This window comes from Aliivibrio fischeri (assembly GCA_038993745.2).
Classification (GTDB): Bacteria; Pseudomonadota; Gammaproteobacteria; order Enterobacterales; family Vibrionaceae; genus Aliivibrio; species Aliivibrio fischeri_B.
On sequence record CP160630.1, the window covers coordinates 60,369 to 85,794 of the forward strand.

A 25,426-nucleotide genomic window follows, 5' to 3' on the forward strand; every position below is an offset into this window, starting at 1 on the left:
AGAGTCTCTTGATTGGATGGCCTTTTGTTTGTCGTTTTAAAATGCAGTAGGGAAGCGGAATGAATTTAAATTTTATCAAACATTTTCTGGCAGTGTATGACTTTGGTAGCGTGACAAAAGCGGCGGATTATTTAAATATTACGCAGCCCTCAATGAGCAGTGCGATCAAAAAATTTGAAGAGAGTTACGGGCAGCCATTATTTCTAAAAGTAGGGCGCTCTCTTGAGCCTACCGATGCCGCCCATTCATTAGCTTATCAAGTTCGACCTATCATGGATCAATTAGTCATGGCGTTGGAATCTCCACGTCGTTTAATAGTGAGTGCGCCAGAAATCGTATTGCAATCTCTGCCTGATATGGACGATGCTTTGCTGACAGAAAGCCCAGCGGTTGAGTACCAAATGCTAGATAAAATTCGCTCTGGTGAAGTGGATATATTGATTGATGATATTACGGTAACGGACTACACCTTTGTGACTGAAAGTTTAGGCAAAATGGATATCGCTTTTGCGTGTCGAAACGATCATCCGACTATCCTTGGTCATTCATTAAGTTTAGAGCAATTTAACCAAGCTGAGCATGTTATGCTTAAACTGAAAAATGAGAATGTGGGCGCGTTTGAAACTCGTCCTGATGAGATATTTGAGCGTAACATCGTTCGTGAAGTGAGTGGGCCATCTAACTTATTGTTGAGTGTGAGGAATACGGATGCGATCTGCATTGTGGCTGAAAGTATGTTTGGTTTAGCTCAAGAGCTTGGTTTAAAGGTATTAGAGTCTCCTTTTCCATTACAGCCCTATGAGATAAAGCTGATTTACCACCGTCGTAATATCACCAATAAAACGCATAAATACATACGTGAACAGATCAAATCAAGGCTGAGTGAACTTCATCAATAATTCATAGATAAAAACTATATATCGCATAGTTAATGGTCAATAGTTTCTCGTTATCAATCATCATAATATTACCTAATTGCAATCTAATTCATTAATCTTTAATGGAAAATTGAATTGATTTTAACGATAGGTAAACCGGAGTTATTTGATGAAATTTGATAAAGATGTTGTTATTCCTCGTACATTAATTGCCACTATTATCGCTGTTTTAATTATTGCTCCTAACGTAGGGTAAGCATTTTTTATATTTGAGATGAAAAGAACTGCTGTTATAAGCGCACTCTTGTTTCAATCGGTTTTTGAGGTGATTGAGCTTGTAAAAAGGGCAGAAGTAGTAACCCTATGACAGCAGCACAAGTCGAAATGGTGATAAAGAACCCTGTCCATCCATAGGTTTCTAAAATCACCGCTAATGGGTAGCCTGAAAGCGCTGCCCCATATAAGCAAATAATCCAACAAACCCTGTAGCGGCGCCTGCCGAGTCTTTATGTGAGCATTCAGCCGCAGCCATACCAATTAACATTTGTGGTCCAAAAACAAAGAAACCAACAGAAAACAGCCCAGCAGCTTGAAACACAAAATTGGTTAACGGCATAAGCCATAACGCTGAAACGGAAAGAAAAATACCAATAGCGAACAAAATGTTCATTGGTCCACGATTGCCCCCAAAGAGCTTGTCAGAACCCCATCCAGCAACAAGAGATCCCACAAAACCGCCAATTTCAAATAGGGATAATGCGGCATTTGCATTAATTAAGCTGTAGTTGTGTTCTTCTGTGAGATACAGGTTTCCCCAGTCATTGACTGCGGTTCTTACGATGTAAACCAATACATAGCTAAAAGCGAGTAACCAAATGTACTTATTACTAAACACATAGGTTTTTAGAATCTCTCGATAGCTTAACCCTTGACCATGGTTTTCTTGTGCGAGCTCCAGTGGATCATTACGCCATTTTCCTACACTAGGTAAGCCCATGGTGGTGGGTTTATCACGTAGACGCCAACATACAATCAGTCCAATTGCGACACCAATCATACCCGGTAAGATAAAACCTTCTCGCCAGCTGTAATGAAGGGTTAAATAGCCTACAAGAATAGGAATTAACGCCCCACCAATGTTGTGTGCTGTGTTCCATATTGCCCAACGGAATCCTCTTTCAGAACGAGAGTACCAAGTGGTGAGGAGTTTTGAACATGAAGGCCAACCCCAGCCTTGAAACCATGCATTAAGTACCCACAGAGAGATAAAAGCCGCTAACGAGCTAGAGAAGCCAAAAGCAATGTTAATGAGTCCTGTGGCAATTAATCCTAGTCCCATAAAATAACGAGGGTTAGAGCGGTCAGAAATGGTGCCCGAAAGAAACTTTGATAATCCATACGAGATATAGAAAAGAGTGCCGATTAAACCGAGATCACCTTTATTAAGCCCTAAATCGGTGATCATAGCAGGAGCGGCGTAGTTAAAAGTTTTACGAGTGAAGTAAAAACCAGCATACCCAATGTACATGCCGATCATGATATGTAAACGCCAATAGCGATAACTTTCGTTCACTTGAGTATCACTAAGCGTGTTGTCATTTGATGTGGTTGAGCGTAAAAATCCAAACATAGTAATACTCACATTTTTGGTAGTGCAATGCTAATTTGAGTGCCAGGAATCGAGGTGTTGGAATTGATGACCATTTTCCCTCCGAGTGCTTGAACTCGCTCTTGCATGCCTCTTACTCCCATTCCATTCATCAAATCTTGAGTTTTAAATCCAATGCCATTGTCGGTAATAAAAAGGCTCACTTGCTCATCAAGAATCAGTTCAATGTTAATCTCACTGGCTTGTGCGTATTTATAAGCGTTATTGAGTGATTCTTGGCATAAGCGAAAGATAGTGACTTTAAGCGTATCACTTAAGCATGAATAATCACCTTGCCAGTTCAGTTGTATATCAACGCCGTGATCGGAAAACTCCATTTCACGGATGAGTTGCTCAACGGATTCTTTTAAATCCAAATCATCCAACATTTTGGGTCTTAATTTGGTTAATAATCGCTTGGTTGTGTCATAGACATTGAGTGAAAGCGTCTCGATAGTATCGGCGCAACGAACACTCATCTCAGCGGCATCAATGCGTTTAATTATGCTCGCTTGAGTGCGGATAGCTGTGATGTTTTGGCCTATTTCGTCATGCAATTCACGTGCAATATCACGACGAACCGATTCTTCAGCTGTAATTAATTGGCGTGATAGATTTTGATTACGAGACAGTTCATTACGTAATTTTTGATTGAGATCTTTCTGCTTTTGAACTGCTAATCCAAGTAAAATACCCGTAATGGTTTGGGCTGAAAGCGATAAAAGTAAATCGGTAATTTCAAGTTTAGATACGCCACTGTGAGCGGCAATTAATGCCACGCTATTAAATAATGTCGCTAATAAAGCCCCTTGCCACCCGTATCGTACCGCAAGCAAAATAATCGGAATTGCCATACAAAAAGGAGCGAAGCGTCTTAACTCATCAGGCAAGCTGGTTTGTATTAAAATGCTAGCAACCAACAATAGACTGTATAAAGCGATGTGGCGTATTTTAAATTCAACAGCGGTATTGATGAGGTGGGAACTCAGTGGTGCCCATTTATTTTGAAATAGATAGTTCCACACTAAATAGCACATCGGAACCAGCATTAACCCGCCTGTAATGCTCACAAGCCATACCATGTAAATGGATGGAACATGAGATCCCACAACCGCAATATTGATGAGTGCGGTGATCATAATGACGCTTGCCATGATGAGAAGATGACGGTTTTGATCGCCGTAGTAATACCGTTTTGCAAACCACGTAATGGGAATACTTAAGGCACTAGCAATAAGAACGGTTAGCCATTGTGGTTCATCAAGTAGTAGAGCTAAAGCGATGGTTAGTCCCCATTCTGCAATGTAAATCGCAGGCCAATAGGAAGAGCGAGTGTGCAGAGTCATTCCTAAGCGTAGAGAAAAGGGGAATAACAAAATGGCGAGCTCAGGGTCATTAATAAAGTAATAAGCAATGACCCATAAACAAAACCAAGCACAAGCGGCCATAAAGGCACCGCATAGTGATGTGGCTAAATAAGAACGCATTAGAATGAGTCTTGAGTAAAGAGTTTAGCCAACTCAACGTTATTTTTTACGTTAAGTTTATCCATTGCATTAGCACGATGAACATGGACGGTTTTATGACTAAGCCCTAATTCAATGGCAATAGATTTTACGTCTAATCCAGTTGCAAGTAATTGGCATACTTCGTTTTCACGGCGAGTTAGATGATTCAATGCGGTTTTGTTTTTGACAGGCGTTGCCAGTTTAATCGCAATATCTGGCGTAAGGTAACAACCGCCATTAGCACTGGTTCTTACCGCTTGAATTAGCTCATCAGGACTGCAACGTTTACTTAGGTAACCTTTTGCTCCTAGCTCTAATGATTTCTCAACCATGGCGGGAGAATCATGCACACTGAGCATGATGCTAGCAATGCCTGAAGGAATATCTTCTAACAGGCTTAATCCACTCTCATCTTGCATTGATATGTCTAAAATGACGACATCAGGATGGCAACTTGGTAGTCCACGACGCGCTTCTGCTGCTGAGCTAAATTCCCCAACGACAGATATGTCTGATTCCAAGCTAAGTAATTGAGCGAAACCAGAGCGGACAATGATGTGGTCATCAACAAGTGCAACATTAATCATGATAAGTAACCAAAATTGGGAGTGAAAAGCAAAATAGCCCCAATAGGAGCGATAAGAATATAAATATAAGGTGGGGTAATGATACTGAATTGAGAGCCCTATTGGTATGATCCCGCGCGCTTTAGCTAGGTAAAGCGCGCGGAAGTATTACGCTTGTTTTGCAGCTAGGTGCATTTTTTTAGCGTGACGGATTTTCTTCTCTTCGGCGATAGCGACAAACACAAGTAAGAAAATACAGATTGCAGCAGAGGTATCTAACGCTGCAAATGTGCCTTTCCAACCGGTTAAGCCAAAGATAGGAGTACCATCTGCAATCATACCAAGGCCTAGTTTTGCAAAGCTGTCACCAATTAAGTAAGCAAAAGTACCTTTCACACCATCGGCAACACTGATGGCTTTTTTAGGAACAAAACCAACCGCAGCAACACCAATTAATAATTGAGGACCAAACACTAAGAAACCAAGTACAAATAGAGAAGTAAGGTACATGAACTCACTGGTAGCGTGTTGGTAAAACTCTAGTGACACAATGATTAAACCAAGAGATACACAAGCAACCAAAGCACGACGACCGTTAGCAAGATCAGATAAATAACCCCACATTAATGTGCCAACAAGAGCGCCAACTTCAAATAGAGTAAAGCCAGAAATAGCGGCTTCTTTTGATAGACCTAATTCTTGGTAAGCGTATACGGTAGACCATTGATCGATACCAATACGAACAATGTATAAGAAAATATTTGCAAAGCAGAGTAACCAGATCACTTTGTTTTTAAGTACATACTCAACAAAGATCTCTTTTTTCGTCATTTGATTTTCTTCAGCAGCAGTATCTTCTTCACTGATCTCTTCATCAAAAAGTTCTTCAACTTTACCTAGGCCGTAAGCTTCTGGTGAGTCACTACCAAAGCGCATACCAATAAAGCCAACAATGATTGCAATGATAGATGGGAATACGAACATACCAATAACGTTGCCATCAAATAGGTAGTTTGCACCAAATAGAGCAACACCAGCAGCACCTGCACCACCAACGTTATGTGACATATTCCAAAGACCTAAATATGAACCACGTTTATTACGAGGCGTCCATTTAGTGATGGTTGAGTAACTTGAAGGACCACCTGTACTTTGGAAAAAACCACTTAACGCATAGAAAGCGACCATCATGAATAGACTTGCGCTGCCGCCACCCATACTGAAGCTAAAACCTAGCATAGCTAAACCAGAAAGAATAAGCATGAAAGGCAAGAATTGTTTGGTGTTTTTACCATCGCATAGTAAGACACAACGGTTTTACCAATACCATAAGTAATTGAAAAGCCAAGACCAATCAGACCTAAGTCAGTCATTGATAATCCATAAGTTGAAATCATGTCGTTTTGTGCGACATTGAAGTTTTTACGGATCAGATACATGGTTAAATAACCAATAAATACAACTAGGTAAGATTGTAGGAAAGGTTTAAACCACATTTTTCTTCGTACTTCTACCGGAAGATCTAATGTTGGTTTTCTAACCTGATCTAAGAACTTTAACATTGTGAACTCTCTTATAATCTATAAGGATATGCACGGAGTCATGTGCTCCATACTCTCTTTGTTATTTGACAGGAGAATAGTAAGGAGTCTAAAAAGCGACCGCATGAGAGAGGGTCTTAGAATAACTAGGAAAAATTCCTAGAAATTGATGAGGGATATAGAAAGCGTGAAAAGGCTCACATTGTGTATGATTGCTTGAAAAAGTAGTAAAGGGTTAGAACATCTAATATAGGCGTGATTTCCTTTGCTTTATACTATATTTTGAGTGATAACTCTGTATAATTCGCCGCCTATTCACCCTGTTTGAACAACCGATACTTAGGAACTCGTTATGATGACTGATGAAGAAAGAATTGAACTGCAACAAAACAACCCATTACACGGTCTTAAGTTAGAAACCTTGCTACAAGAGTTGGTTGATTTTTACGGTTGGGAAATTCTAGATACAGCAATGCGTTTGAACTGTTTTAATACGAACCCATCAATTGCAAGTAGTGTTAAATACCTAAAGAAAACAGAATGGGCAAGAGAGAAGTTAGAAAACTTTTACCTATACCGTTTTAAGCGTATGCCTCGTGCATCTAATCTTGAATATGACAAACCGCCACGTGCTCGTACATTCCCGCATGGTCTTGAACCAAAAGAGCCAATGGAATTGACGGTTGATTCGATTTTGAAATCACAAGCAAAAGCGGCATCAGCGCATAAAGCTCGTACTTCTAATCGTGGTGGTAACTATCGCCGATAAGAGATAGGTCATTAATTGATGTGACTCTTTAGTTTGAACAAAATAAAAAAGCCAAGTAATTGATTTACTTGGCTTTTATTTTACCTGTCTTTTAATTGTTTAGTTTGTTTGAAAAAAAGACAGCTCTTGGTTTTGTTTTTCTGCTAATGAAGCAAGCTCATGAGCCGCTTGTTGTGTTTGGTTTACTGCCGCAACATTTTCATTTACTAAATCAAAGGTTTTGCTTGTATTTTTAGCGATATCTTCAGTTACAAAGTACTGCTCTTGTGAAGCTGTTGCAACTAAAGTATTCATCTCGGAGATAGCTTGAACAGAAAGAGAAATATCACTAAATGATGTTTTTACTTCTTCTGATAGAGCAACAGATTCTTGAATCGACGCAACATTCGCAACCATATTTTCATTTACTTTTTCAGATTGCTCTTGAAGCGTAGAAATTATTTCTTGAATGTTTTTAGTCGACTCTTGGGTTTTGGCAGCTAGGTTACGAACTTCATCCGCAACAACTGCAAAGCCGCGTCCTTGTTCACCTGCTCGTGCCGCTTCAATAGCAGCATTTAATGCGAGTAAATTTGTCTGCTCAGAGATAGAGCTAATTACATTAGTAACTTCACCGATGTTAATCGCATTATTCTTTAGCTCCTCAATCATATGAGCAGTTTCTTGAACTGAAGTATTAATATTTTGGGTTAATAAAATAGATTGCTCTAATGTTTTATTCCCTTGTTGTACGTTACTTATTGCTTTATTCGCTTCTTCTTCAGCTTGAACTGCATTAGAAGACACTTCTTTTGATGTGCTCGATAATTCACTAATGGCTGTTGAAATTGCTTCTACTTGTTCTAGTTCTAGTTTGGTATTTTGAGCTGTGTTTTCATTACAACTGTTAATTCTTCAGAGGCAGAACTTGTATTTGTAGACGATGTTCTGAGCTCTTCAATTAAAGTAGATAGATTTTTAATCGACTGATTGAAGGTTTGTTTGATTTGATAGAATTCATTTCTTGATGGTGAAATAGGGATAGTTCTTAGCTCTCCTTTAGATAAAAGAGCAATGGCTGAAGACATTTCTTTAATGTTCTTATTTAAGGTGTTATTAATAAAAGAAAAAAGAATCATTGAAATAAGACAACCGATAAGAGTCAGTGTTAATGTAATTGTCACTAAACCTTGTAGTGATTCTTCTTGCTCAGTGCTTCTTATTATTAATAAACTGTCTTCTCGTGATGAGGCTTCTTGAAGTAATAAACGAATTTTATCTACATATTGTTTACCTGTTGCTTGGTTAACAAATATTGAAACATCTTCATTATCCCCATTTTTTCTGATATCCATTCCTTTGTTTATTACTTGGCTTTGCCACAAGTCCAATTGTTTAACGACTTGATTAAACGTATCAGTTTGTACGGGGTTATCAGAGGTTAATGTTAATAAGGTATTTAGCGCCTCTTTAACTTTTTTGCTTCCTGATTCATAAGGCGCTAAGAAACCAGCATTATTTGTTAATAGAAAACCTCTGTATCCGGTTTCCATATTGACTACTTGCTGTATGGTATCTTCAATATTGAGTAGTACGTTATAGGTGTGTTCAACGGATGCTGAATTTTTCTTAATGTCCGAATTTGAGTTGCTTACAGATAAAAATATAGTACTAAATGAGATAAATGTAGTTAAAAACGCTATTAACATTAACCATTTTGTTGGTAAGTTTGTCAATTTGTTCATGTGTTTTCCTTTTATCCTTTAAACATATACTTATTAATTATGTTTAAATACATGTTTTAATTATATCGAATAGTTATTTTTAATTGACTTATATATTGTTATTTTATATTTATATATAGCGTACTTATAATTGTGGTTTTTTCTCCGAATAATCGAAGCATAAACATATGCTTGCACTATGGTTAATGCGATTTTAATACAATATTTATTAAGCGGTTAGTTATTTTGATATTTTTGTTTTTTGTTGATTTAAATATATTTAAATGTTGTTTATATATTTGTTTTTTCTTTTGTTATTAATTATGGAGCGGTGTTTTATAATAAAAAGTTTAGATATAAAGAAGTGGTATTTTAGGATGGGAGTGTTTTTATTTTTAATATATATTTTTTGAATGTTTTGTGGCGGGGATAAGTATCGTATTTTAGCCATCTTAAAAGCTAAAATACGATATTGAAAAGGTTTTAATTTTACCTATGTAGAGATTTCTTATGGTTGCTGTTTAGTTGGTGCTAATGCAATTTCACGAATACAAACGTTTTGAGGTTGTTGGTAAGCAAAAGATACTGCACGAGCAATGTCGTCAGCAGCTAGCACGCCACCCATGCTTTCTTTCCACTCACCGTAGCCATCTTTAATTTCTTGAGAAGACGTATGAGATAGAAGTTCAGTCTCAACCGCTCCCGGTGCAATTGTTGTTACACGAACGTTTGATAACGCTACTTCTTCACGCACGTTTTCAGAGATAGCGTGAACCGCAAATTTAGTACCACAGTAAGCTGCATGGTTAGGGAATGTTTTCTTACCAGCAATAGAGCTGATGTTAATGATAGTACCGCTGTTACGTTCCATCATAGGTGCAAGAACTGCTTGCATACCATTAAGAAGACCAAGAACGTTAACATCAAACATGGTTTTCCACTCTTGTGCATCTTGAGTGTCAATTTGACCAAGAAGCATTGCACCAGCGTTATTTACGATAGCGTCAACAGGACCAAACTTTGCTTCGCCCTGAGCAATAGCAGCTTCAAAAGAGGCTTTGTCTGTTACGTCTACTTTTACTGATAAAGAGTTTGGTAGGTTAAGTGCTTCAAGGCGATCAATACGACGAGCAAGAAGAAGTAGAGGATGACCTTCATCGCTTAAACGACGAGCGATTGCCTCACCAATACCAGAACTTGCACCTGTAATAACAACTAATTTTTTCATCTTCTATTTCCTCAATAAATTCAATAAGCAACGGGATTTAAACCCCTGTTTCGTTGCGATGGATGTATATTACTGCGACTCTTATTGTTGATATATAGCTATTTACTTGAAACTCTGTTGCTGTACTGCAACAATAAGATGTCAATTACTACAGAGTTAACTATGATGATCAATCGCATTAACCTTACCGATATCCGCTCGTTTGTTCTTATTGCTCGCTTAGGGAATTTTACTAAGGCGGCGGAAACTCTCGACGTCTCTCGTTCCCATGTGTCGCGCCAAATAAGTAGCCTAGAGAAACAAATGGGCGTGACGTTATTAATTCGTACAACTCGAACGCTACGTTTAACGGAAGCGGGTAAGCATTTTTATCATCAATGTGAACAAGCTCTTCATACTATAGATCAAGCTCTGCTTTCTGCTGTGGATGATGTTGAAAAGGTGCAAGGGGAGATAAAAATAAACTGTGTGGGTGGTTATTTAGGTGAGGTATTTCTGGCTGATATCGTTAATGCCTTTATGCAGCAGTACCCAGATGTATCTATCAGTTTAGATTTTAGTAGTAATCGAGTGGATTTAATTGAAGAAGAGTTTGATATTGCTTTTCGTATGGGCAGTCTTGAGGATTCCGGTTTTGTTGCGAAGAAATTACTTGATATTGAGATGGGAACATTAGCCAGTCCAAAGTATTTACAACAATATGGTCGTCCTTCACATCCTAAAGAATTGCAGCAACACCATTGTTTAACAGGTTCTGTTCGTAAATGGCATTTCCAATCTTTAGTTAATAAAGAACATTATGATGTTTCGATTAAAGGAAATTTACAGTGTAAAAATGGACGAGTATTGGTTGCTGGTGCTATCGCAGGAAATGGAATTATTCGAGTTCCACTGATTTATTGTCAGCAAGAATTAGATGATAAAAAGCTTGTGCAAGTATTTGAAGAGTGGGGAATTCCAACCGTTGATTTTTCTGCGATTTATCACCGAGATCGTTATCAGCCTAAGAGAATAAGGACATTTATTGATTTTGTGAAACAGTATTCAGATTCTTTATTTACTTAAACATAATTACAATCGCCATGAAGCACACTTGAGTGAATCATGGCGTTTTATTGTTGGATAGTCTTATTCTTCTGCTTGATATTCTAAAATATCCGCAGGTTGGCATTCTAAATGTTTGCAAATGGCTTCTAAGGTTGAGAACTTTATTGCCTTTGCTCTGCTATTTTTTAGTACAGATAAATTCTGTTCCGTGATACCAATTAATTGAGCCAACTGATTTGAGCGCATTTTCCGCTTGGCTAGCATGATATCGAGATTTACAACGATAGGCATATATATTGTCTCTAGATTGTGAGTTCTTGCTCTTCACGAATAAGGCTTGCTTCTTCCATTACTTTTGCGATAACTCGCACGATTAAACCAATAACTAACATACTGATTTCGCTGTCTGAAATGTTAAAGCCTCCTTCCACATTATCTTCAGTATAAGAGAGTGCGATACTAAGAAGTATATCGGATAACACTTGAACAAATGGCATCATAATTAAGATGTTAGCGATTTTACGATATCTGATGGTGTTATCAAGGGTAAACACTTGCCCTTTTTTGTATAAACGAAATAAAAGAATTAACTGCCATAGAATCGCACAGCTTAATAGTGTTGGTAGCATACTTGGCAGGTAACCTAACATAGAACGTGAAAAAGAGAGTGGAAGAGTAACTTCAACAGGAAAAGTACTCTGGAATGATTGTGAGTTATAAAGAGTTGAAGCAAACCAAAGGACGGTATCCATTAATGGTAAAGCAACAAAAGCAAATCCAAAAACGATAAGCAGTTTTGAACTAAAAGATTGGATGTTATTTAAATTATTCATGTTATTTCTCATTCAGTGTGTGTGATGAGAATATATGCCTATCTAAAATAAATAACAATAATTATTTATCGTTTTGCGATAAGTTTTTATCGTTATTTACTTTGTAAACGTTGCAGCTTTAATTTTTCTGTTCTTAATTTCTTGATTGAATCACTCATTTTTTAAGTATTTATTAGTAATTTTATCAATAATTGTTAGTATACAACACAAAGGATTGTTAATTATATGTTTCGGTGTTGTATGAGTGTTCGATTAAAACTGATTTTATTTTTGTTGGTATTGTTTTCTGTGGCTATTGCGAGTTCTGCTTTGACATTTAAGCTTGAATCTTATGGAGAAGAGAAGCTTGCATGGGTAATTCATACTCATAATGTTATTACAAAGTCTGAAAGATTGTTGAGCAGTATGAAAGACGCAGAAACGGGTCAAAGAGGGTTTTTATTGACCCAAGAGATTCACTATTTGCAACCATACTACACAGGAATCGCTGATTCCAAGCAGTTATTGTCTACTTTGCAAGCGTTGACAAAAGACAATCAAAAACAACAAGAGGCTCTTAAATACATTGAAAAATCAATGACTCTTAAATTTGAAGAGTTAGCGACCACTATTGATTTAGTGCAACAAGATCAATTGCCTAAAGCGTTATCTCTTGTCAAAGAAGATAAAGGTAAAGCTTATATGGATGATTTAAGAGAAGATTTAAACCAATTTACTAATATTGAATTATTGCTACTTGAGCAAAGAAAAGGTGACTTTAAAGAGAATCGCAGTCAACTTGTTACATTAATTAAGATGCAAATCCTCTTTTTAATCTTTTTGGCAATTGGTTCTATTTTCTTTATGAAACGTAATCTGTTTGACCCATTAAAATTATTGCTATTTAGTACGAAGAAAATGCAAAAAGGCCATAAGCTTGATATTGCGGATATCGTCGAGAAAAATGAAATGGGTAAGTTATTATCAGCTTTTTACCAAATGAATGAAGTTGTTCATGAAAAAACAGAAGCGCTGACTTACAAAGCGCATCATGATGAGCTTACAGGGCTTAAAAACCGCAGTATGGTTAATACTGAATTACAAGCAGCGCTTCATCAAGCTGCAAAAACTAATACGAAAGTCGCCGTGTATTTTCTTGATTTAAATAAGTTTAAAGAGATTAATGACACATTAGGTCATGATGTGGGTGATGAGGTTTTAAAGAAAACGGCTCAACTATTAACTGAGACTGTGAGATGTCGTGATAATGTATTCCGTCTTGGTGGGGATGAGTTTTTAGTTATTGGTCAAGGTATAGCTCAATGCTCTGGGGTGAAAAAGCTTACCTCGAAATTATTAGAGCAGTTTAAGTTTCCCGTAAATATTGGCAGTGAATCTCTATCTATTTCCCCTAGTGTCGGTGTTGCTATTTATCCTGATGACAGCATTGATGGCGAAGAGCTAATAAAGTTTGCTGACATCGCCATGTATGAGGCCAAAAAAGATAAAGGCAACTCATATAAAGAGTTTGCCCCTATTATGCTTAAACGAGAAACGGATTGATTTCTTTTGCTATATGGTAACGATTTTTTCCTGAAAGTTTAGCTTGGTACATGGCCTTATCAGCTTTTTCTAAAGCCTCTTCTAATGGCGTCTGATCGTTACCAGACCAGTAGTATGCTCCAATACTTGCTGACACATAAGGAGTGGCTCCATTAATATGAATAGGGTAGCTAATTGCATTTAAGATACGCTGCAAAATAGCATTAATTTCTTGAGTCGCTACCCTCGGATTTGTTAAGTACAAACCAAGTAAAAACTCATCACCAGATAGACGAGCGACAAGATCGTTTTCAAAAACATTATTGGTCAAACGTTGTGAAATGATTTTCAATAAATCGTCACCACATTGATGCCCATAAGTATCATTTACCGCTTTAAAACCATCTAAATCGAGGAAGATTAGATAAACGGATTTCTGTTTTTTATGTGCATTAAGTAGTTGTTTATAAGCATTTTGACGGTTAGCTAATTGTGTTAAGCCATCATGGTTGGCTTCAAAGTTAAGGCGCTGAAGCTCTTTTACTTGAGTTTGGTCATTTAGTGATATTACAAATGACTCTACTTTATTATCGCCATTTTTGATTAATTTAATGGTTAATAAACAAGGTAACCAATGTGATTTGTTACCGTGCTTTCTTGAAAAAAACTGACTTGTAACGTCTGTTTGAAGTTTTAAATAACCTACTTTTAACACTTGTTTTAATACCGATGTATTGAGCTCGATAGGCTGACGTAAATGCAGCTGATCTAAATTGGTGATGTTTCCAAATGTTTGAATAAAGGCATTATTTTTAGTCTCTATTACCATTTTTTTTGTTACAACAATCACTGAACTTGGATTTTGGTCAAAAATCATTTCAGCCATTCGTTGACGTTGCTCAATGAGATAACGTTGACTGATATCTTCTATATGTACTAATGAATTATTTTCACCAGCAATCGGATAAGTCGATATTTGATATTGCTGTCCTGTTCCTTGGTGGCGAAGGGTTGTTGGTTCTAATCGCTGATGCATTTCGATGCATTCACGAAGTAGAGTTAATCGGTTGATTGGTTCAAAATCAGACAATAAATTTTCAATATGCTGCTGATTAAGAGACGTCATTTCATCATTATTTAGCTGAATTTGAGGCAACAATAAACGAGCTGCTGGATTATGATAAATTACTTTTTTATTAGGGGAGACAACTAATAGTCCTTGATCAAGTGAATCTAACACTTGATTAATGTAATGAGTTTTATCTTCAAGTCTTTGAAACGCCAGTGTTAATTGAGAGTCACGTTGACTTAAGTTATCAAGCATTTCATTAAAGCAATGAGTGAGCTTTCCAATTTCGTCAGGATGAACAATATGCAGCCTTTGTTCTGTTACCCCTTTTTTGATAACTGTTTGCATTGAATTAAATATGGACAATAAAGGCGTGGCAATTAATCGGTGTACTCTGTGTGCAAAGAATAACGCTAAAAGTGAGAAGATAACCGTAGTAATTAAGAAAATGGTTAAAATCTGATTGCGTTGTTCAAACATGCTGTCTTTTGAGGCCCATACAGTCAGATTACCAAGGTGTTCATTATCTAATGTTATTGGGTGTGTAATTGCAAAAAAGACGGAGTGTGAACATTGGATATCTCGTTCGAGCCATGAACAGTTTTCAGGTAAGTTATCTAATTTGGCGAAAGGTTCGCTATTAATATGCTCAACTCGAGCAGCGATTACTTCAGGATCAAAGGAAAGTGCATTCATTTGATCCAAACCTGTTTGTTGATCATTAAAGATCAACGCACCAGATAGATTGCTGGCAATACCTTGAGCGAGAATAGATGTACGAGTGTATAAATTAGCACTATGAGTTACTCCCATAAAATGAGCAACACTTGCCCCTAGAATCATTGTACTAAGGGTCAGTAATGTCCAAATAGGGTAGATGACTTTTTTACGTAACGGCAAAGCGCTGAACCATTGAAGTATCATAATGACTCCTCATTGGTTGTTATTTCAGATACAGATAATAATTGTGAACGAAGAGAAAGCTCTGTTGGCTTAATATTATGTAAACTGATCAAAGGTTTAATTCTATTATTTACTTTAATGAAAGCAATCATTCCACCTGCTGTAATAAACGGCTGGCCATCACCGATTAACAGTGCGTGTGGTTGCGAGATTTTAAATGTATTGATAATGCTAGGGTCTTGAGTCGAGAGATAAATGACATGGCATGTTTCTCGTTCGAGATCTTTTACGGATGAATAGGGAATATAGTTAGCTTGTGTTGGTTTTTTGGTTATCAATGCTTGTAATGTATTACTGACATCTAGATCTAATTCACTGCAGAAATTAAATTGTTTATTGCTTGGGGCGAACTCACCCCAAGAGGTTAAAAAAGCAAAACGAAATAAATAAACCGCTTTCAAATTATGATCTTGAATGTTGTTATCGTTAGCTTTGAGATTAAAACTTATAAGTAAAAGCAGCAGGCAGCCTATTACTTTAGAGCATAGCCCATAAAATAATGGTGTGGGTGAGTTTGCCTGTGCTTGTTTTTTGAACATGGCTATATAAAATTCCAACTTAATTCAGCATAGTATTGAGTACCATTTGCAAATGGCCCAAATTGCTCTGGGTATTCTTTTAATTGGTCACTACCTAGGTTCTCAGCACTTAATTTTATGCTTGGCCATGTTGGTTTATGTTGCCAATTAATCGACATATCAACCGTAACGACTTCTGGCCAGATCGTATAATCGTCACCATAAGATTGATATGCTTGAATTAATGCTTCGTCAGGTTCTGATGCTGAAACATAATTCACTACTGATGAAACCCAAACTGTTGGATGAATATCCCACATCACGTGCAGTGTGGCATAGTGATGAGGCGTATTTTCTAGATCTAAAATAGGCAATTCATTTGAACCGCAGATAGAGCCGTTACAATCTCCCTCGATTGTCTTATAGCTGTAATTGGCATTGATTTGCAAGACATCGATTGGTTGCCATTGGATACTCACCTCTCCTCCCATGGTTTCTTGGGAGAGAGGGTCAACTAATTGAGCAAACATATCATCAATAATTGTGCCGCTAGAATGCTGAGAGCTATCAGGTGTAAAGTATCGATTTCCTCCTAGGCCTTTATAAGCTCTAACATTATCATGTTGACTATAGAATAGACTTAGACTTACTTGGAATTGATTATCTTGCCAATAACGGTAACCAATTTCATACGTATCGACAGATTCCATTTCTAAATCACGATTACCTAAATAATGATAGGACATCATGTAGTCATAATAATTTACACTACCATCAGGATTGACGGTATAAGCACAACTACTGCAATAACTGTTTTCTTGAAACTGTGTATCTAGCTCTAAACGAGAAGGTGTAATGACTGCTCGACCCCAACCCATCCATAAACGTTGGTTGTCCGTTAATTTTTGTAATGCGCGAACTTGAGGTTGTGAGTACCACTCTTCAGTGATATTGGCATATTGAATACGATTGCCTAGTGTGATTTCTGTTGAATCAGTTACATCAACAGCCCAGTTTGCATAAAAACCATAGCTTTGGTTTAAGAACTTATGATCATCAATGGTGCGAATATAAGGTGAGAAGTACTGCTCTTTTTCAGAGAATTGAGCGTATTCTTCATCAATAATACGAGCATTTGCACCAAGTGTTAATATTCCCCAATCTTGAGTATTAAAGGTGTAACGAGTATCAAGATCAATGCGAGTAAAACTTGCTGGTTCATTGGTGCTATCAGATTCACTATGAGTAACCCATAGTTGGTTTTCCCATTGGTTACCGTTTAGTTTTTCGTGAAGGTATTGGAAACCTGCAAATAACTCTTGTGAGTTCATTTCAGTTAAAAACACATCATAGTCATTTTTATGTGTCGTAGGATCAAGAAAAGCAGGAGTATAAGTTAGCCACTGATAATCTTCACGAGACTGGATCCCGCCAAACTGAACAGAAACCGTATTTTGTAAGTTTTGGTAATCAGCGCGCATCCCAAAACGTTCGGTTAATACTTTTAGGTGTCTAAGCTCTTTAAAATGTTCATCAGTATCAGTAAACGGTGAGTGTTGTAATGATTCAATATAGCCAGATAAATGCGTGTTTTCGCTAATTTGACCGCTGTGGTGAGCTTTAAACTCTTTGTAGTCAAAATTACCTGTTGAAGCACTTAATTGTGCTTTAGGTGCGCTTTCTGCATCTTTTGTAATGATATTTATGACACCATTAACCGCGTTTCCTCCCCACATTGTACCTACAGGGCCTAAGACCACTTCAATACGGTCAATACTATCTAGGCTGACAGGTAAAGTATCCCAGTTAACACCAGAGTACATTGGGTTAACGGCACTTCGGCCATCTATCATGACTAAAAGCGTATTATTTTCACCTTGGTTTTTACTGCGAGCTGAAACGGTCCAGTCGTAATCGGAAAATTTGGCAACATGAAGCCCAGGAGCAAGAATTAATACATCGGCAATAGAACGGGCACTAGAACGTTCTATTTCTTTGGAGGTGATTACATGAACAGAAGCTGGAACATCTGACAGACTAAGTGATGTTTTGGTTGCTGTGACTACTTTCGTATCGGCTAGCGATTCAAGTGGCATATTGAGTAATGCATCAAGATCATCAAATTTATTATCTATGTTTGCGATAACGGGTGAAGACACAAAGATACATAAAGCATACAAAAATGGAGCACGAGATAGCATCGACATGATATTGAATTAACACCAAATATAACTGAAATAAATATAAGGTATTAAGTGAATACCCATTTTGTATATTTTGATGTAATTCTTAAGTTTAAGATAATGTTAGGAAAGAGATTTACGAGTTAACTCTGTATTTGTGTAATTTATTTCATCATACAGACGTGAAATTAGAATGTAATAAAAAAACATTATGAGTTAATAAAAGAATATTAGTGATCTAAATCACCTATGATGATGTGCTAAATAATAGTGTTTCAAAAATAAAATAAATATCCAATCACACTTTAAAGCTTGTCAATTATCCAAGTGTGATTTTAATCATAAAAAATAAGTTTTAATATTTATATTAATATGTGGGTTATATCAAATTTAATCTATTGAAATGTAGCAAAACTAAAATTTGTATAAATATTACTTATTTGTTTTGTGAGATTTGTTCTTTCTTTCCTATTGACTGTGATTATTTTGAGTTATCGATCACAAAATGTCATCTATTGCCGACTGCCATCTTCTATATTGATAATAGTTTTATCAAATACAGACCAAGAAGAAGGCTCGCTCATGCTATACGATTTAATTGATCATGATTTAATTGATGTTGTTAATCACGATATTGATGCGTGGGAAGACGCAGTAAAAACAACAACGCGTTACTTAGAACAAAAAGGGTACGTAACTGCAAATTATGCCGATGCTATTATTCAATCAACATATGATAATGGCCCATATTATGTACTTTGTCCAGGTATCGCTATGCCTCATGCCCGTCCTGAGGCAGGGGTGATAAAAACAGGATTAGGCATTCATATATTCCCATCAGCCATCGAGTTTGGCTCTGATCTTGGTCCTGCCAATATATTACTTACCTTAGCTGCAAAAGATTCAGATACACATATTGAAGTCATTCAAGCATTGAGTGAGATGCTTGTCGATGAAGAAAACATTGCAAAATTAACCGCAGCAACTTCAAAAAATGAAGTGCTCGATATTATTAAAGCATATTAAGAAAGGATATCTCATGAACGCTAGAGCAAAAGTGCAAGCTTTCGGTGGTCACTTGACCGCGATGGTATTGCCAAACATCGGAGCCTTTATTGCGTGGGGCTTTATTACTGCGTTATTTATTCCAACTGGTTGGATGCCAAATGAACAGTTTGGTGAAATCGTTGGCCCTATGATTACTTATTTATTGCCATTACTTATCGGTTATACCGGTGGTCAACTTATTGGTGATAAACGAGGTGCTGTTGCTGGTGCTATTGGTACGATGGGTGTCATCGTTGGTGCTGATATTCCTATGTTCGTTGGTGCGATGATCATGGGGCCAGTGAGTGCATGGGCCATAGTTCAGTTTGATAAACGAGTTGAACATAAAATTCCATCAGGTTTTGAGATGGTAGTGAATAATTTCTCTCTTGGCATCATAGGTATGATCTGTTGTTTGGTGGCATATGAGATTGTAGGACCTGCAGTAACTGCGGCGAATTTATTTGTAAAATCGGGCATCGAAGCTTTAGTAGCAACTGGCTTCCTTCCTTTACTTGCAGTCATTAATGAACCTGCAAAAGTTCTCTTTTTAAATAACGCTATCGACCAAGGTATTTATTACCCACTAGGCTTACAAGCGGCAGCTGAAACTGGGAAATCTATTTTCTTCATGGTGGCATCTAACCCTGGACCTGGTTTAGGTATGTTGTTGGCTTATGCGAAATTCGGTCAAGGGTTAAGTAAACGCTCTGCGCCAAGTGCAATTATTATTCATTTCTTTGGTGGTATTCATGAGCTGTATTTCCCTTACGTTCTAATGAAGCCAATTATGATTGTTGCAATGATCGCTGGTGCAGCAACAGGTATTGCTACATTCAATTTACTGGATGCTGGTTTGGTTGCTGGTCCAAGTCCGGGCTCTATTTTCTCTTATTTAGCATTAACACCAAAAGGCAGCTTTATCGCGATGCTTGCGGGCGTAGCAAGTGCCACGGTTGTTTCATTCCTTGTTGCCAGTGCAATTCTGAAAATGAGCAAGAAAGAACAATCTGAAGATGAATTTGAGCAATCGGTTATCGATATGAAAGACATGAAAGCCGAAGGTAAAGCACAGCCTCAAGCATCAGTAGAAAAAACAGGTATGCAACCAATTAAATTTATCGCTTTTGCTTGTGATGCGGGAATGGGTTCAAGTGCAATGGGGGCCTCAACCTTTAAGAGAAAGCTAGTTAAAGCTGGTTATGACATTGAGGTTAAGAACTTCGCGATAGAAAAAGTACCAAGTGATGCGGATGTTGTTGTCACTCATGAAAGCTTAGAAGAGCGTGCAATTAAAGCAACAGGATTACCTGTGATAACGATTACCAACTTTCTTAATGACCCAGCACTTAACGAGTTACTTAATACGATTGAGACACAACAGGCTTAACGATATTTATTTCTGGGGGATGGTATGTCCCCCAAGTAGGAGAAAAAATTATGACTCAAACAACAGCTGCGGTTATTTGTGGTGAAAAAGACATCCAATTAAGAACATTTGAATTACCGTCAATTTCTGCTGATGAATTATTGGTAAAAAATATTTCAAACAGCGTGTGTTTATCAACATACAAAGCGGCATTGCTTGGTAGTAAGCATAAGCGAGTACCAGAAAATATTGATGAAGTTCCTGTTATCACAGGTCATGAATATTCGGGGGTAATTGTTGAAGTCGGTGAGAATTTAAAAGATCAATTTAAAGCTGGAGACTCTTTTGTACTTCAACCTGCGATGGGGTTACCTACGGGGTATTCTGCGGGTTATAGCTACGAAACTTTTGGTGGAAATGCAACGTATTCAATTATTCCTAAAATTGCTATCGATTTAGGTTGTGTATTGCCTTATGACGGTTCGTATTACGCAGATGCTTCTTTGGCTGAACCAATGTCATGCATTATCGGTGCCTTTCATGCAAGTTATCACACTACACAGTTTGTGTATGAGCATGAAATGGGGATTAAAGAGGGAGGAACGTTGGCATTACTTGCATGTGCTGGACCTATGGGGATAGGTGCGATTGATTATGCGATTAACGGACCAGTAAAACCAAGACGAATAGTGGTTACTGATATTGATGAAGATCGTTTATCTCGTGCTGAAAGTTTAATCCCAGTTAGTGCTGCAAAAGCACAGGGTATCGAGCTGATTTATGTCAATACCATTGAGATGGAAGATCCAGTTACTTACCTTAAATCTCTGAACGATGATCAAGGGTATGATGATGTAATGGTATATGCTGCGGTTGCACAAGTATTAGAGCAAGCCGATGCACTTCTTGGTAATGATGGTTGTTTGAATTTCTTTGCAGGTCCTACGGATAAAGAGTTTAAAGTGCCATTTAACTTCTATAACGTGCATTATGAATCAACGCATATTGTTGGGACGTCTGGTGGTTCTACAGGTGACATGGTGGAGTCTTTGGAACTATCAGCACAAGGTGATATTAATCCTTCTTTTATGATTACACATGTTGGAGGCTTACAAGCTGCGCCTCATACTATTTTAAATCAGCTGGATATTCCGGGTGGAAAAAAACTGATTTATCCACATATCGATTTGCCTTTAACTGCAATTGATAATTTTGCTTCACTTGCAGAACAAGACCCGTTTTTCTTTGAGTTAGATGCGATCTTAGCGAAGAATAACTACGTATGGAATCAACATGCAGAAAAAGCATTATTAGAGTTCTATGACGTGAGCTTAAGCGTTTAATTCTATTAACTTTATGTGGTAGCCTCTAGAGGTTACCACATACAGAGAGGTTTAAGCCTTGTCACAACATGTTGAATTGTTAGAAACCGTAGAAGAATGTGATGATGCAACGTCATTTCTTTGTGCTTCTAACAAGTTAATTAATCTCAAACTAAAAGCACTATTACCTAATATTTTTGTTCAAGATGAATTGGTGATGGAGTATGCCGTGGAACCACTTTTAAAAGAAGATGGTCCGCTTGTGACGACTGATGTGGTATCTAAATTGATGTTTGCGATGGGGAAAATATCATTAGAAACTTATGCAGATATTGGATTGTACGCCCAAGTTTTAGAATACGCGCAAAGTCAGCCAAATAAACTGTCATTTGGTGATGATATGATCTATGACTTTATTAGCAATCAAGCGGTATTATCAACACAGCAAGACAGCTTTTATCTTGAGTCAATCAATCAGTTAAAGTTTTCTTCTTTTGAAGTCTTTTCTCAAATGAGATATGAGTCTCTAATAAAAACCGTTCTCAAACTTTCTTGTGAAATGTTATTAGAAAAGATAGAAGAGGAAATCACTCAATAAGGTTTCCAAATGAAAGTGAATTTAAATGTTAGTGGTTTTGATACCGAAGCGTTTTTTCCAGATAAAGACATCGCAAAAATTCACAAACCGTTAGTGGAAAAATTTACTCGGTTATATCAGGAGCAAGAAGAACGAATAGTCATTTTTCTTTGCGCTCCCCCAGGAAGTGGTAAGTCAACATTGGCTGCATTTTGGGAGTATTTATCTCAGCAATCTTCGTCCATTGAATCACTTCAAGTATTGCCATTTGATGGTTTTCATTACACCAATGAAATTTTAGAAAGTAATACCACACAACGAAATGGTGAAATCATCTCGTTAAGAAGCATTAAAGGTGGGTTTGAAACGTTCAACCTTACGGATTTGATTCATAAATTAAAACAGTTGAAAACACAATCGCCAAAGTGGCCATATTACGATCGCAATTTGCATGACCCTGTTGATGATGCCATTCAGGTTGATAAAAATATCGTGGTGGTAGAGGGTAATTGGTTATTACTGAATGAGCCGGTTTGGTGTGATTTATATAAGCTTGCAGATTTTACTGTATTTATTGATACGGATGCGGAGTTTTTAAAAGATAGATTGGTTAATCGTAAAATACGAGGTGGAGTATCAGAAGAGGATGCATTAGCATTTTATGAGAGTTCAGATGCGATAAATGTAGAGAAAGTACTCAATCATAGTATTAAAGCTGATTTGAATTTGTATATGAATCAAAATGGATCGTTTGAAATTCAGTAGGAGAGAAAAATGAACGTTGTTGTTGACACACACACACATACTCTTGCTAGTGGTCATGCCTATAGCACGATCATTGAAAATGCACGATCTGCACAGAATAAGGGGCTAAAACTTCTTTGTACCACTGATCATGCTCCTGAGATGCCGGGAGCCCCCCATTACTGGTATTTCAATAATCAGAGAATTTTGCCCCGCTTTCTTCATCAAGTTGGTATTCTCCGTGGTGTTGAAGCGAATATATTAAATGTGAAAGGTGAAATAGATTTACCTTCTTCGTCAGATCAACATTTAGACTGGGTTATTGCGAGTTTTCATGAACCTGTATTTGCGCCCGCAAGTGAAGCAGAACATACTGCCGCTTTACTTAATGTGATAAAAAGTGGTCGTATTGATGTGCTTGGCCATTCAGGAAACCCAAATTATCCGTTTGATATTGAACGAGTCCTACAATGCGCAAAAGAGCATAACGTTGCGATAGAAGTAAATAATACATCGTTAACAGGAAAAAGCCGTAAAGGAAGTGACGTTCGTTGCGATAAAATTGTTGAAATAGGTAAAGAGATTGGTGTGTTCTTTACAACCGGATCTGACGCTCATTTTTGTGAGGAAATTGCACGATTAGAGCTTGCAATTGTATTGCTTGAAAAATACGAAATCTCAGAAGATAAGATCATTACGACATCGACATCTCGCTTTCTTAATTTTCTCTTGTTAAGAGGAAAGCCAACTATTCCAGAATTTGAGAGCTTGTATTAACTGATAAAATTGAACTGCTAATAGACAGCAAAAAGCCGATACACATGACGAGTATCGGCTTTTTTATTCGTATTGTCTTGAGATGTATTTATGCAGTTTGCAATCTCAGCCTTTCTACTGGTTTATCATTTATTGGTAAATGAATTAATGCCGCACAGAAAGCAAGCACCACTGTAGACCACCAGATTGGTTCATATGAACCGTAGTAATCGTAAATACGACCACCAGCCCAAGCGCCTAAAAAGCTGCCTACTTGGTGAGTAAAGAACACTAGGCCGTACAAGGTTGATAAGTAACGAGCACCGAAGATTTGGCGTACTAAACCAGAGGTCAATGGCACTGTGCCTAACCAACAGAAACCAATCGCACCGCCGAAGATAGCTGCGGTATGTTCTGTTACAGGTAAAGTGACGAATGCACCAATCACAATAGTACGTACAAAATACAATGCAGACATAACATGACGTTTGTTGAATTTGTCTCCCATTACACCCCAGAAGTAAGACCCAAAGATATTGAAGATGCCGACATAGGCCAGTGCCATTGCCGCACTTGATGCTGGCAAGTGTTTATCGGCTAAATAACTTGGTAAATGTGTTGCAATAAACATGACATGGAAGCCACATACAAAGAAACCAGCATGAATTAACCAGTATCCTTTATGTGAAAATGCTTCTTTTAGAGCTTCAGTAAGGGTTTGAGTATCTTCTATTGCTGTTGTTTGTGAGCTTGGTTTTGCGGTTTTCATAAATAACGCAAAAGCCACCATAAGCGTACATAACATTGCAAACACTTGCATTGCAATTTGCCAGTTAAAATCGTGTAGCAGCGTTTGTGCGCCAGGGATCATGGCAAACATACCAAATGAACCAGCGGCTGTCGTTAAGCCAAATGCTTTAGCTGCGTGCTCAGCAGGAACCACTTTTGCTACCGCTCCTAAAATGATCACATAGCTTGTTGCACTTAATCCAAGGCCAACTAATGCACCAAGAGAGACATAAAGCATACTTGATTCAGTTGTTATAGACGTTAGAGCAAGACCTAATGCATAAGCGATAGCACCAATAATGATAATGCGTTTAGAGCCCCATTTGTCAGATGCCATGCCTATAAATGGTTGGAAAATACCAAATAAAAGGTTTTGTAGTGCAATAGCAAAACTGAAAAATTCACGACCTGTTTGGAAGTGCTCTGATATTGGCATCATAAAAATGCCGAACGATTGTCTGATCCCTAGACTGATAATTAAAATCCCGATCCCAAGCCATACTAGTGGTGGAAAACGAAAAATACTCATAATGTGCTCTTAGTGATGGTGGTGAGAATGATGGTGGTTATGATCTTGCCCTGTTTGCTGATGACAACCGCTATTAACTGCTTGCTGAGCTAATAAATTTAATAAGGTTGGTGAGTTGTGAACTGCAATTAGACTTAAAACCAATAAAACACTCATTCTGACCAATTGAGCGAAAATAGATTGTGAAAACATGCTGCGCTCTTAGGGTTAAAAATAAGAGCGCGAATAGTATGGAAAGAGGCTTGATGAGGCAAATGACCATTTGTAAAGTGGCATATGCATTTTTTGCATATATAACGACAATAAGGATTTTTAATA

20 protein-coding genes and 3 pseudogenes are annotated in these 25,426 nt (G+C 37.5%); 10 read left to right on the forward strand and 13 right to left on the reverse strand.

Annotated features, from left to right (window positions below; translation table 11 throughout):
• The first annotated feature begins 59 nt into the window (after positions 1-59).
• The gene (locus AAFX60_014320; protein ID XDF79607.1) at positions 60-899 is read left to right on the forward strand and encodes a LysR family transcriptional regulator; all 840 of its coding nucleotides are present in this window, start codon (positions 60-62) and stop codon (positions 897-899) included.
• Between the two features lie 269 nt (positions 900-1,168).
• Here the strand turns inward: AAFX60_014320 and AAFX60_014325 are convergent.
• From AAFX60_014325 to uhpT, 4 genes and pseudogenes are all read right to left on the reverse strand, one after another.
• Positions 1,169-2,508 (reverse strand): annotated as a pseudogene (locus AAFX60_014325) (MFS transporter).
• Between the two features lie 8 nt (positions 2,509-2,516).
• Positions 2,517-3,974, reverse strand: a complete 1,458-nt coding sequence (gene uhpB / locus AAFX60_014330; protein ID XDF80175.1) for a signal transduction histidine-protein kinase/phosphatase UhpB — start codon at positions 3,972-3,974, stop codon at positions 2,517-2,519.
• A 38-nt stretch (positions 3,975-4,012) separates the two neighbouring features.
• The gene (gene uhpA / locus AAFX60_014335) at positions 4,013-4,621 is read right to left on the reverse strand and encodes a transcriptional regulator UhpA (protein ID XDF79608.1); all 609 of its coding nucleotides are present in this window, start codon (positions 4,619-4,621) and stop codon (positions 4,013-4,015) included.
• A 147-nt stretch (positions 4,622-4,768) separates the two neighbouring features.
• Positions 4,769-6,162: pseudogene (gene uhpT, locus AAFX60_014340) on the reverse strand (hexose-6-phosphate:phosphate antiporter).
• Between the two features lie 331 nt (positions 6,163-6,493).
• Between uhpT and AAFX60_014345 the strand changes: the two are divergent.
• Positions 6,494-6,910, forward strand: coding sequence for a VF530 family DNA-binding protein (locus AAFX60_014345; GenBank protein ID XDF79609.1), 417 nt, complete (start codon positions 6,494-6,496; stop codon positions 6,908-6,910).
• Positions 6,911-7,009: 99 nt separating this feature from the next.
• On the opposite strand, the pseudogene AAFX60_014350 reads toward AAFX60_014345, so the two are convergent.
• Together AAFX60_014350 and AAFX60_014355 are read right to left on the reverse strand one after the other, a co-directional pair.
• Positions 7,010-8,634, reverse strand: a pseudogene (locus AAFX60_014350) (methyl-accepting chemotaxis protein).
• A gap of 487 nt (positions 8,635-9,121) precedes the next feature.
• Positions 9,122-9,841 carry an SDR family oxidoreductase gene (locus AAFX60_014355; GenBank protein ID XDF79610.1) on the reverse strand — a complete coding sequence of 240 codons (720 nt, stop codon included), beginning with the start codon at positions 9,839-9,841 and terminating at the stop codon, positions 9,122-9,124.
• Between the two features lie 165 nt (positions 9,842-10,006).
• Here AAFX60_014355 and AAFX60_014360 point away from each other — a divergent pair, with 165 nt between their 5' ends.
• A complete protein-coding gene (locus AAFX60_014360; GenBank protein ID XDF80176.1) occupies positions 10,007-10,906 on the forward strand; it encodes a LysR family transcriptional regulator in 900 nt (299 codons plus the stop codon).
• Between the two features lie 63 nt (positions 10,907-10,969).
• On the opposite strand, the gene AAFX60_014365 is transcribed toward AAFX60_014360, so the two are convergent.
• The gene (locus AAFX60_014365; protein ID XDF79611.1) at positions 10,970-11,179 is read right to left on the reverse strand and encodes a helix-turn-helix transcriptional regulator; all 210 of its coding nucleotides are present in this window, start codon (positions 11,177-11,179) and stop codon (positions 10,970-10,972) included.
• An 11-nt stretch (positions 11,180-11,190) separates the two neighbouring features.
• On the reverse strand, positions 11,191-11,721 hold the full coding sequence (locus AAFX60_014370) for a DUF2975 domain-containing protein (protein XDF79612.1): 531 nt from the start codon (positions 11,719-11,721) through the stop codon (positions 11,191-11,193).
• 240 nt (positions 11,722-11,961) lie between these two features.
• Between AAFX60_014370 and AAFX60_014375 the strand changes: the two genes are divergently transcribed.
• Positions 11,962-13,263, forward strand: coding sequence for a diguanylate cyclase (locus AAFX60_014375; protein ID XDF79613.1), 1,302 nt, complete (start codon positions 11,962-11,964; stop codon positions 13,261-13,263).
• Here AAFX60_014375 and AAFX60_014380 read toward each other — a convergent pair.
• The 3 genes from AAFX60_014380 to AAFX60_014390 are packed head-to-tail and all read right to left on the reverse strand — an operon-like array spanning position 13,244 to position 17,999.
• A complete protein-coding gene (locus AAFX60_014380) occupies positions 13,244-15,235 on the reverse strand; it encodes a diguanylate cyclase (protein XDF79614.1) in 1,992 nt (663 codons plus the stop codon). The two genes, AAFX60_014375 and AAFX60_014380, sit on opposite strands and share 20 nt — an antisense overlap.
• A complete protein-coding gene (locus AAFX60_014385; protein ID XDF79615.1) occupies positions 15,232-15,813 on the reverse strand; it encodes a YfiR family protein in 582 nt (193 codons plus the stop codon). Before AAFX60_014385 ends, AAFX60_014380 begins: the two co-directional genes overlap by 4 nt.
• 2 nt (positions 15,814-15,815) lie before the next feature.
• A complete protein-coding gene (locus tag AAFX60_014390; GenBank protein ID XDF79616.1) occupies positions 15,816-17,999 on the reverse strand; it encodes a TonB-dependent receptor plug domain-containing protein in 2,184 nt (727 codons plus the stop codon).
• A gap of 558 nt (positions 18,000-18,557) precedes the next feature.
• Between AAFX60_014390 and AAFX60_014395 the strand changes: the two genes are divergently transcribed.
• Genes AAFX60_014395 through AAFX60_014420 form a run of 6 tightly spaced genes read left to right on the forward strand, consistent with a single transcriptional unit; the run spans position 18,558 to position 23,811 of the window.
• Positions 18,558-19,001 carry a PTS sugar transporter subunit IIA gene (locus AAFX60_014395; protein XDF79617.1) on the forward strand — a complete coding sequence of 148 codons (444 nt, stop codon included), beginning with the start codon at positions 18,558-18,560 and terminating at the stop codon, positions 18,999-19,001.
• A gap of 13 nt (positions 19,002-19,014) precedes the next feature.
• Entirely contained in the window at positions 19,015-20,412 is a 1,398-nt protein-coding gene (locus AAFX60_014400; protein XDF79618.1) for a PTS mannitol transporter subunit IICB, read from the forward strand.
• A gap of 50 nt (positions 20,413-20,462) precedes the next feature.
• Positions 20,463-21,734 carry a zinc-binding dehydrogenase gene (locus AAFX60_014405; protein XDF79619.1) on the forward strand — a complete coding sequence of 424 codons (1,272 nt, stop codon included), beginning with the start codon at positions 20,463-20,465 and terminating at the stop codon, positions 21,732-21,734.
• Between the two features lie 58 nt (positions 21,735-21,792).
• On the forward strand, positions 21,793-22,311 hold the full coding sequence (locus AAFX60_014410) for an MltR family transcriptional regulator (protein XDF79620.1): 519 nt from the start codon (positions 21,793-21,795) through the stop codon (positions 22,309-22,311).
• A 9-nt stretch (positions 22,312-22,320) separates the two neighbouring features.
• Positions 22,321-23,055, forward strand: coding sequence for a nucleoside/nucleotide kinase family protein (locus AAFX60_014415; GenBank protein XDF79621.1), 735 nt, complete (start codon positions 22,321-22,323; stop codon positions 23,053-23,055).
• A 9-nt stretch (positions 23,056-23,064) separates the two neighbouring features.
• Complete coding sequence (locus AAFX60_014420; GenBank protein XDF79622.1) at positions 23,065-23,811, forward strand: phosphatase; 747 nt, start codon at positions 23,065-23,067, stop codon at positions 23,809-23,811.
• 88 nt (positions 23,812-23,899) lie between these two features.
• Here the strand turns inward: AAFX60_014420 and AAFX60_014425 are convergent, their stop codons facing one another.
• Together AAFX60_014425 and AAFX60_014430 are read right to left on the reverse strand one after the other, a co-directional pair.
• Positions 23,900-25,108, reverse strand: coding sequence for an MFS transporter (locus AAFX60_014425; protein XDF79623.1), 1,209 nt, complete (start codon positions 25,106-25,108; stop codon positions 23,900-23,902).
• 9 nt (positions 25,109-25,117) lie between these two features.
• Positions 25,118-25,300 (reverse strand): hypothetical protein, encoded by a 183-nt coding sequence (locus tag AAFX60_014430; protein XDF79624.1) that lies wholly within the window; start codon positions 25,298-25,300, stop codon positions 25,118-25,120.
• Positions 25,301-25,426 lie beyond the last annotated feature (126 nt).

Coding starts and splice junctions, on each gene's coding strand:
- AAFX60_014430 (XDF79624.1), bottom strand. CDS start 25,300: ATGTTTTCACAATCTATTTTCGCTCAATTGGTCAGAATGAGTGTTTTA.
- AAFX60_014400 (XDF79618.1), top strand. CDS start 19,015: ATGAACGCTAGAGCAAAAGTGCAAGCTTTCGGTGGTCACTTGACCGCG.
- AAFX60_014425 (XDF79623.1), bottom strand. CDS start 25,108: ATGAGTATTTTTCGTTTTCCACCACTAGTATGGCTTGGGATCGGGATT.
- AAFX60_014420 (XDF79622.1), top strand. CDS start 23,065: ATGAACGTTGTTGTTGACACACACACACATACTCTTGCTAGTGGTCAT.
- AAFX60_014360 (XDF80176.1), top strand. CDS start 10,007: ATGATCAATCGCATTAACCTTACCGATATCCGCTCGTTTGTTCTTATT.
- AAFX60_014370 (XDF79612.1), bottom strand. CDS start 11,721: ATGAATAATTTAAATAACATCCAATCTTTTAGTTCAAAACTGCTTATC.
- AAFX60_014355 (XDF79610.1), bottom strand. CDS start 9,841: ATGAAAAAATTAGTTGTTATTACAGGTGCAAGTTCTGGTATTGGTGAG.
- AAFX60_014390 (XDF79616.1), bottom strand. CDS start 17,999: ATGTCGATGCTATCTCGTGCTCCATTTTTGTATGCTTTATGTATCTTT.
- uhpA (XDF79608.1), bottom strand. CDS start 4,621: ATGATTAATGTTGCACTTGTTGATGACCACATCATTGTCCGCTCTGGT.
- uhpB (XDF80175.1), bottom strand. CDS start 3,974: ATGGCCGCTTGTGCTTGGTTTTGTTTATGGGTCATTGCTTATTACTTT.
- AAFX60_014365 (XDF79611.1), bottom strand. CDS start 11,179: ATGCCTATCGTTGTAAATCTCGATATCATGCTAGCCAAGCGGAAAATG.
- AAFX60_014375 (XDF79613.1), top strand. CDS start 11,962: ATGAGTGTTCGATTAAAACTGATTTTATTTTTGTTGGTATTGTTTTCT.
- AAFX60_014415 (XDF79621.1), top strand. CDS start 22,321: ATGAAAGTGAATTTAAATGTTAGTGGTTTTGATACCGAAGCGTTTTTT.
- AAFX60_014380 (XDF79614.1), bottom strand. CDS start 15,235: ATGATACTTCAATGGTTCAGCGCTTTGCCGTTACGTAAAAAAGTCATC.
- AAFX60_014405 (XDF79619.1), top strand. CDS start 20,463: ATGACTCAAACAACAGCTGCGGTTATTTGTGGTGAAAAAGACATCCAA.
- AAFX60_014385 (XDF79615.1), bottom strand. CDS start 15,813: ATGTTCAAAAAACAAGCACAGGCAAACTCACCCACACCATTATTTTAT.
- AAFX60_014320 (XDF79607.1), top strand. CDS start 60: ATGAATTTAAATTTTATCAAACATTTTCTGGCAGTGTATGACTTTGGT.
- AAFX60_014395 (XDF79617.1), top strand. CDS start 18,558: ATGCTATACGATTTAATTGATCATGATTTAATTGATGTTGTTAATCAC.
- AAFX60_014345 (XDF79609.1), top strand. CDS start 6,494: ATGATGACTGATGAAGAAAGAATTGAACTGCAACAAAACAACCCATTA.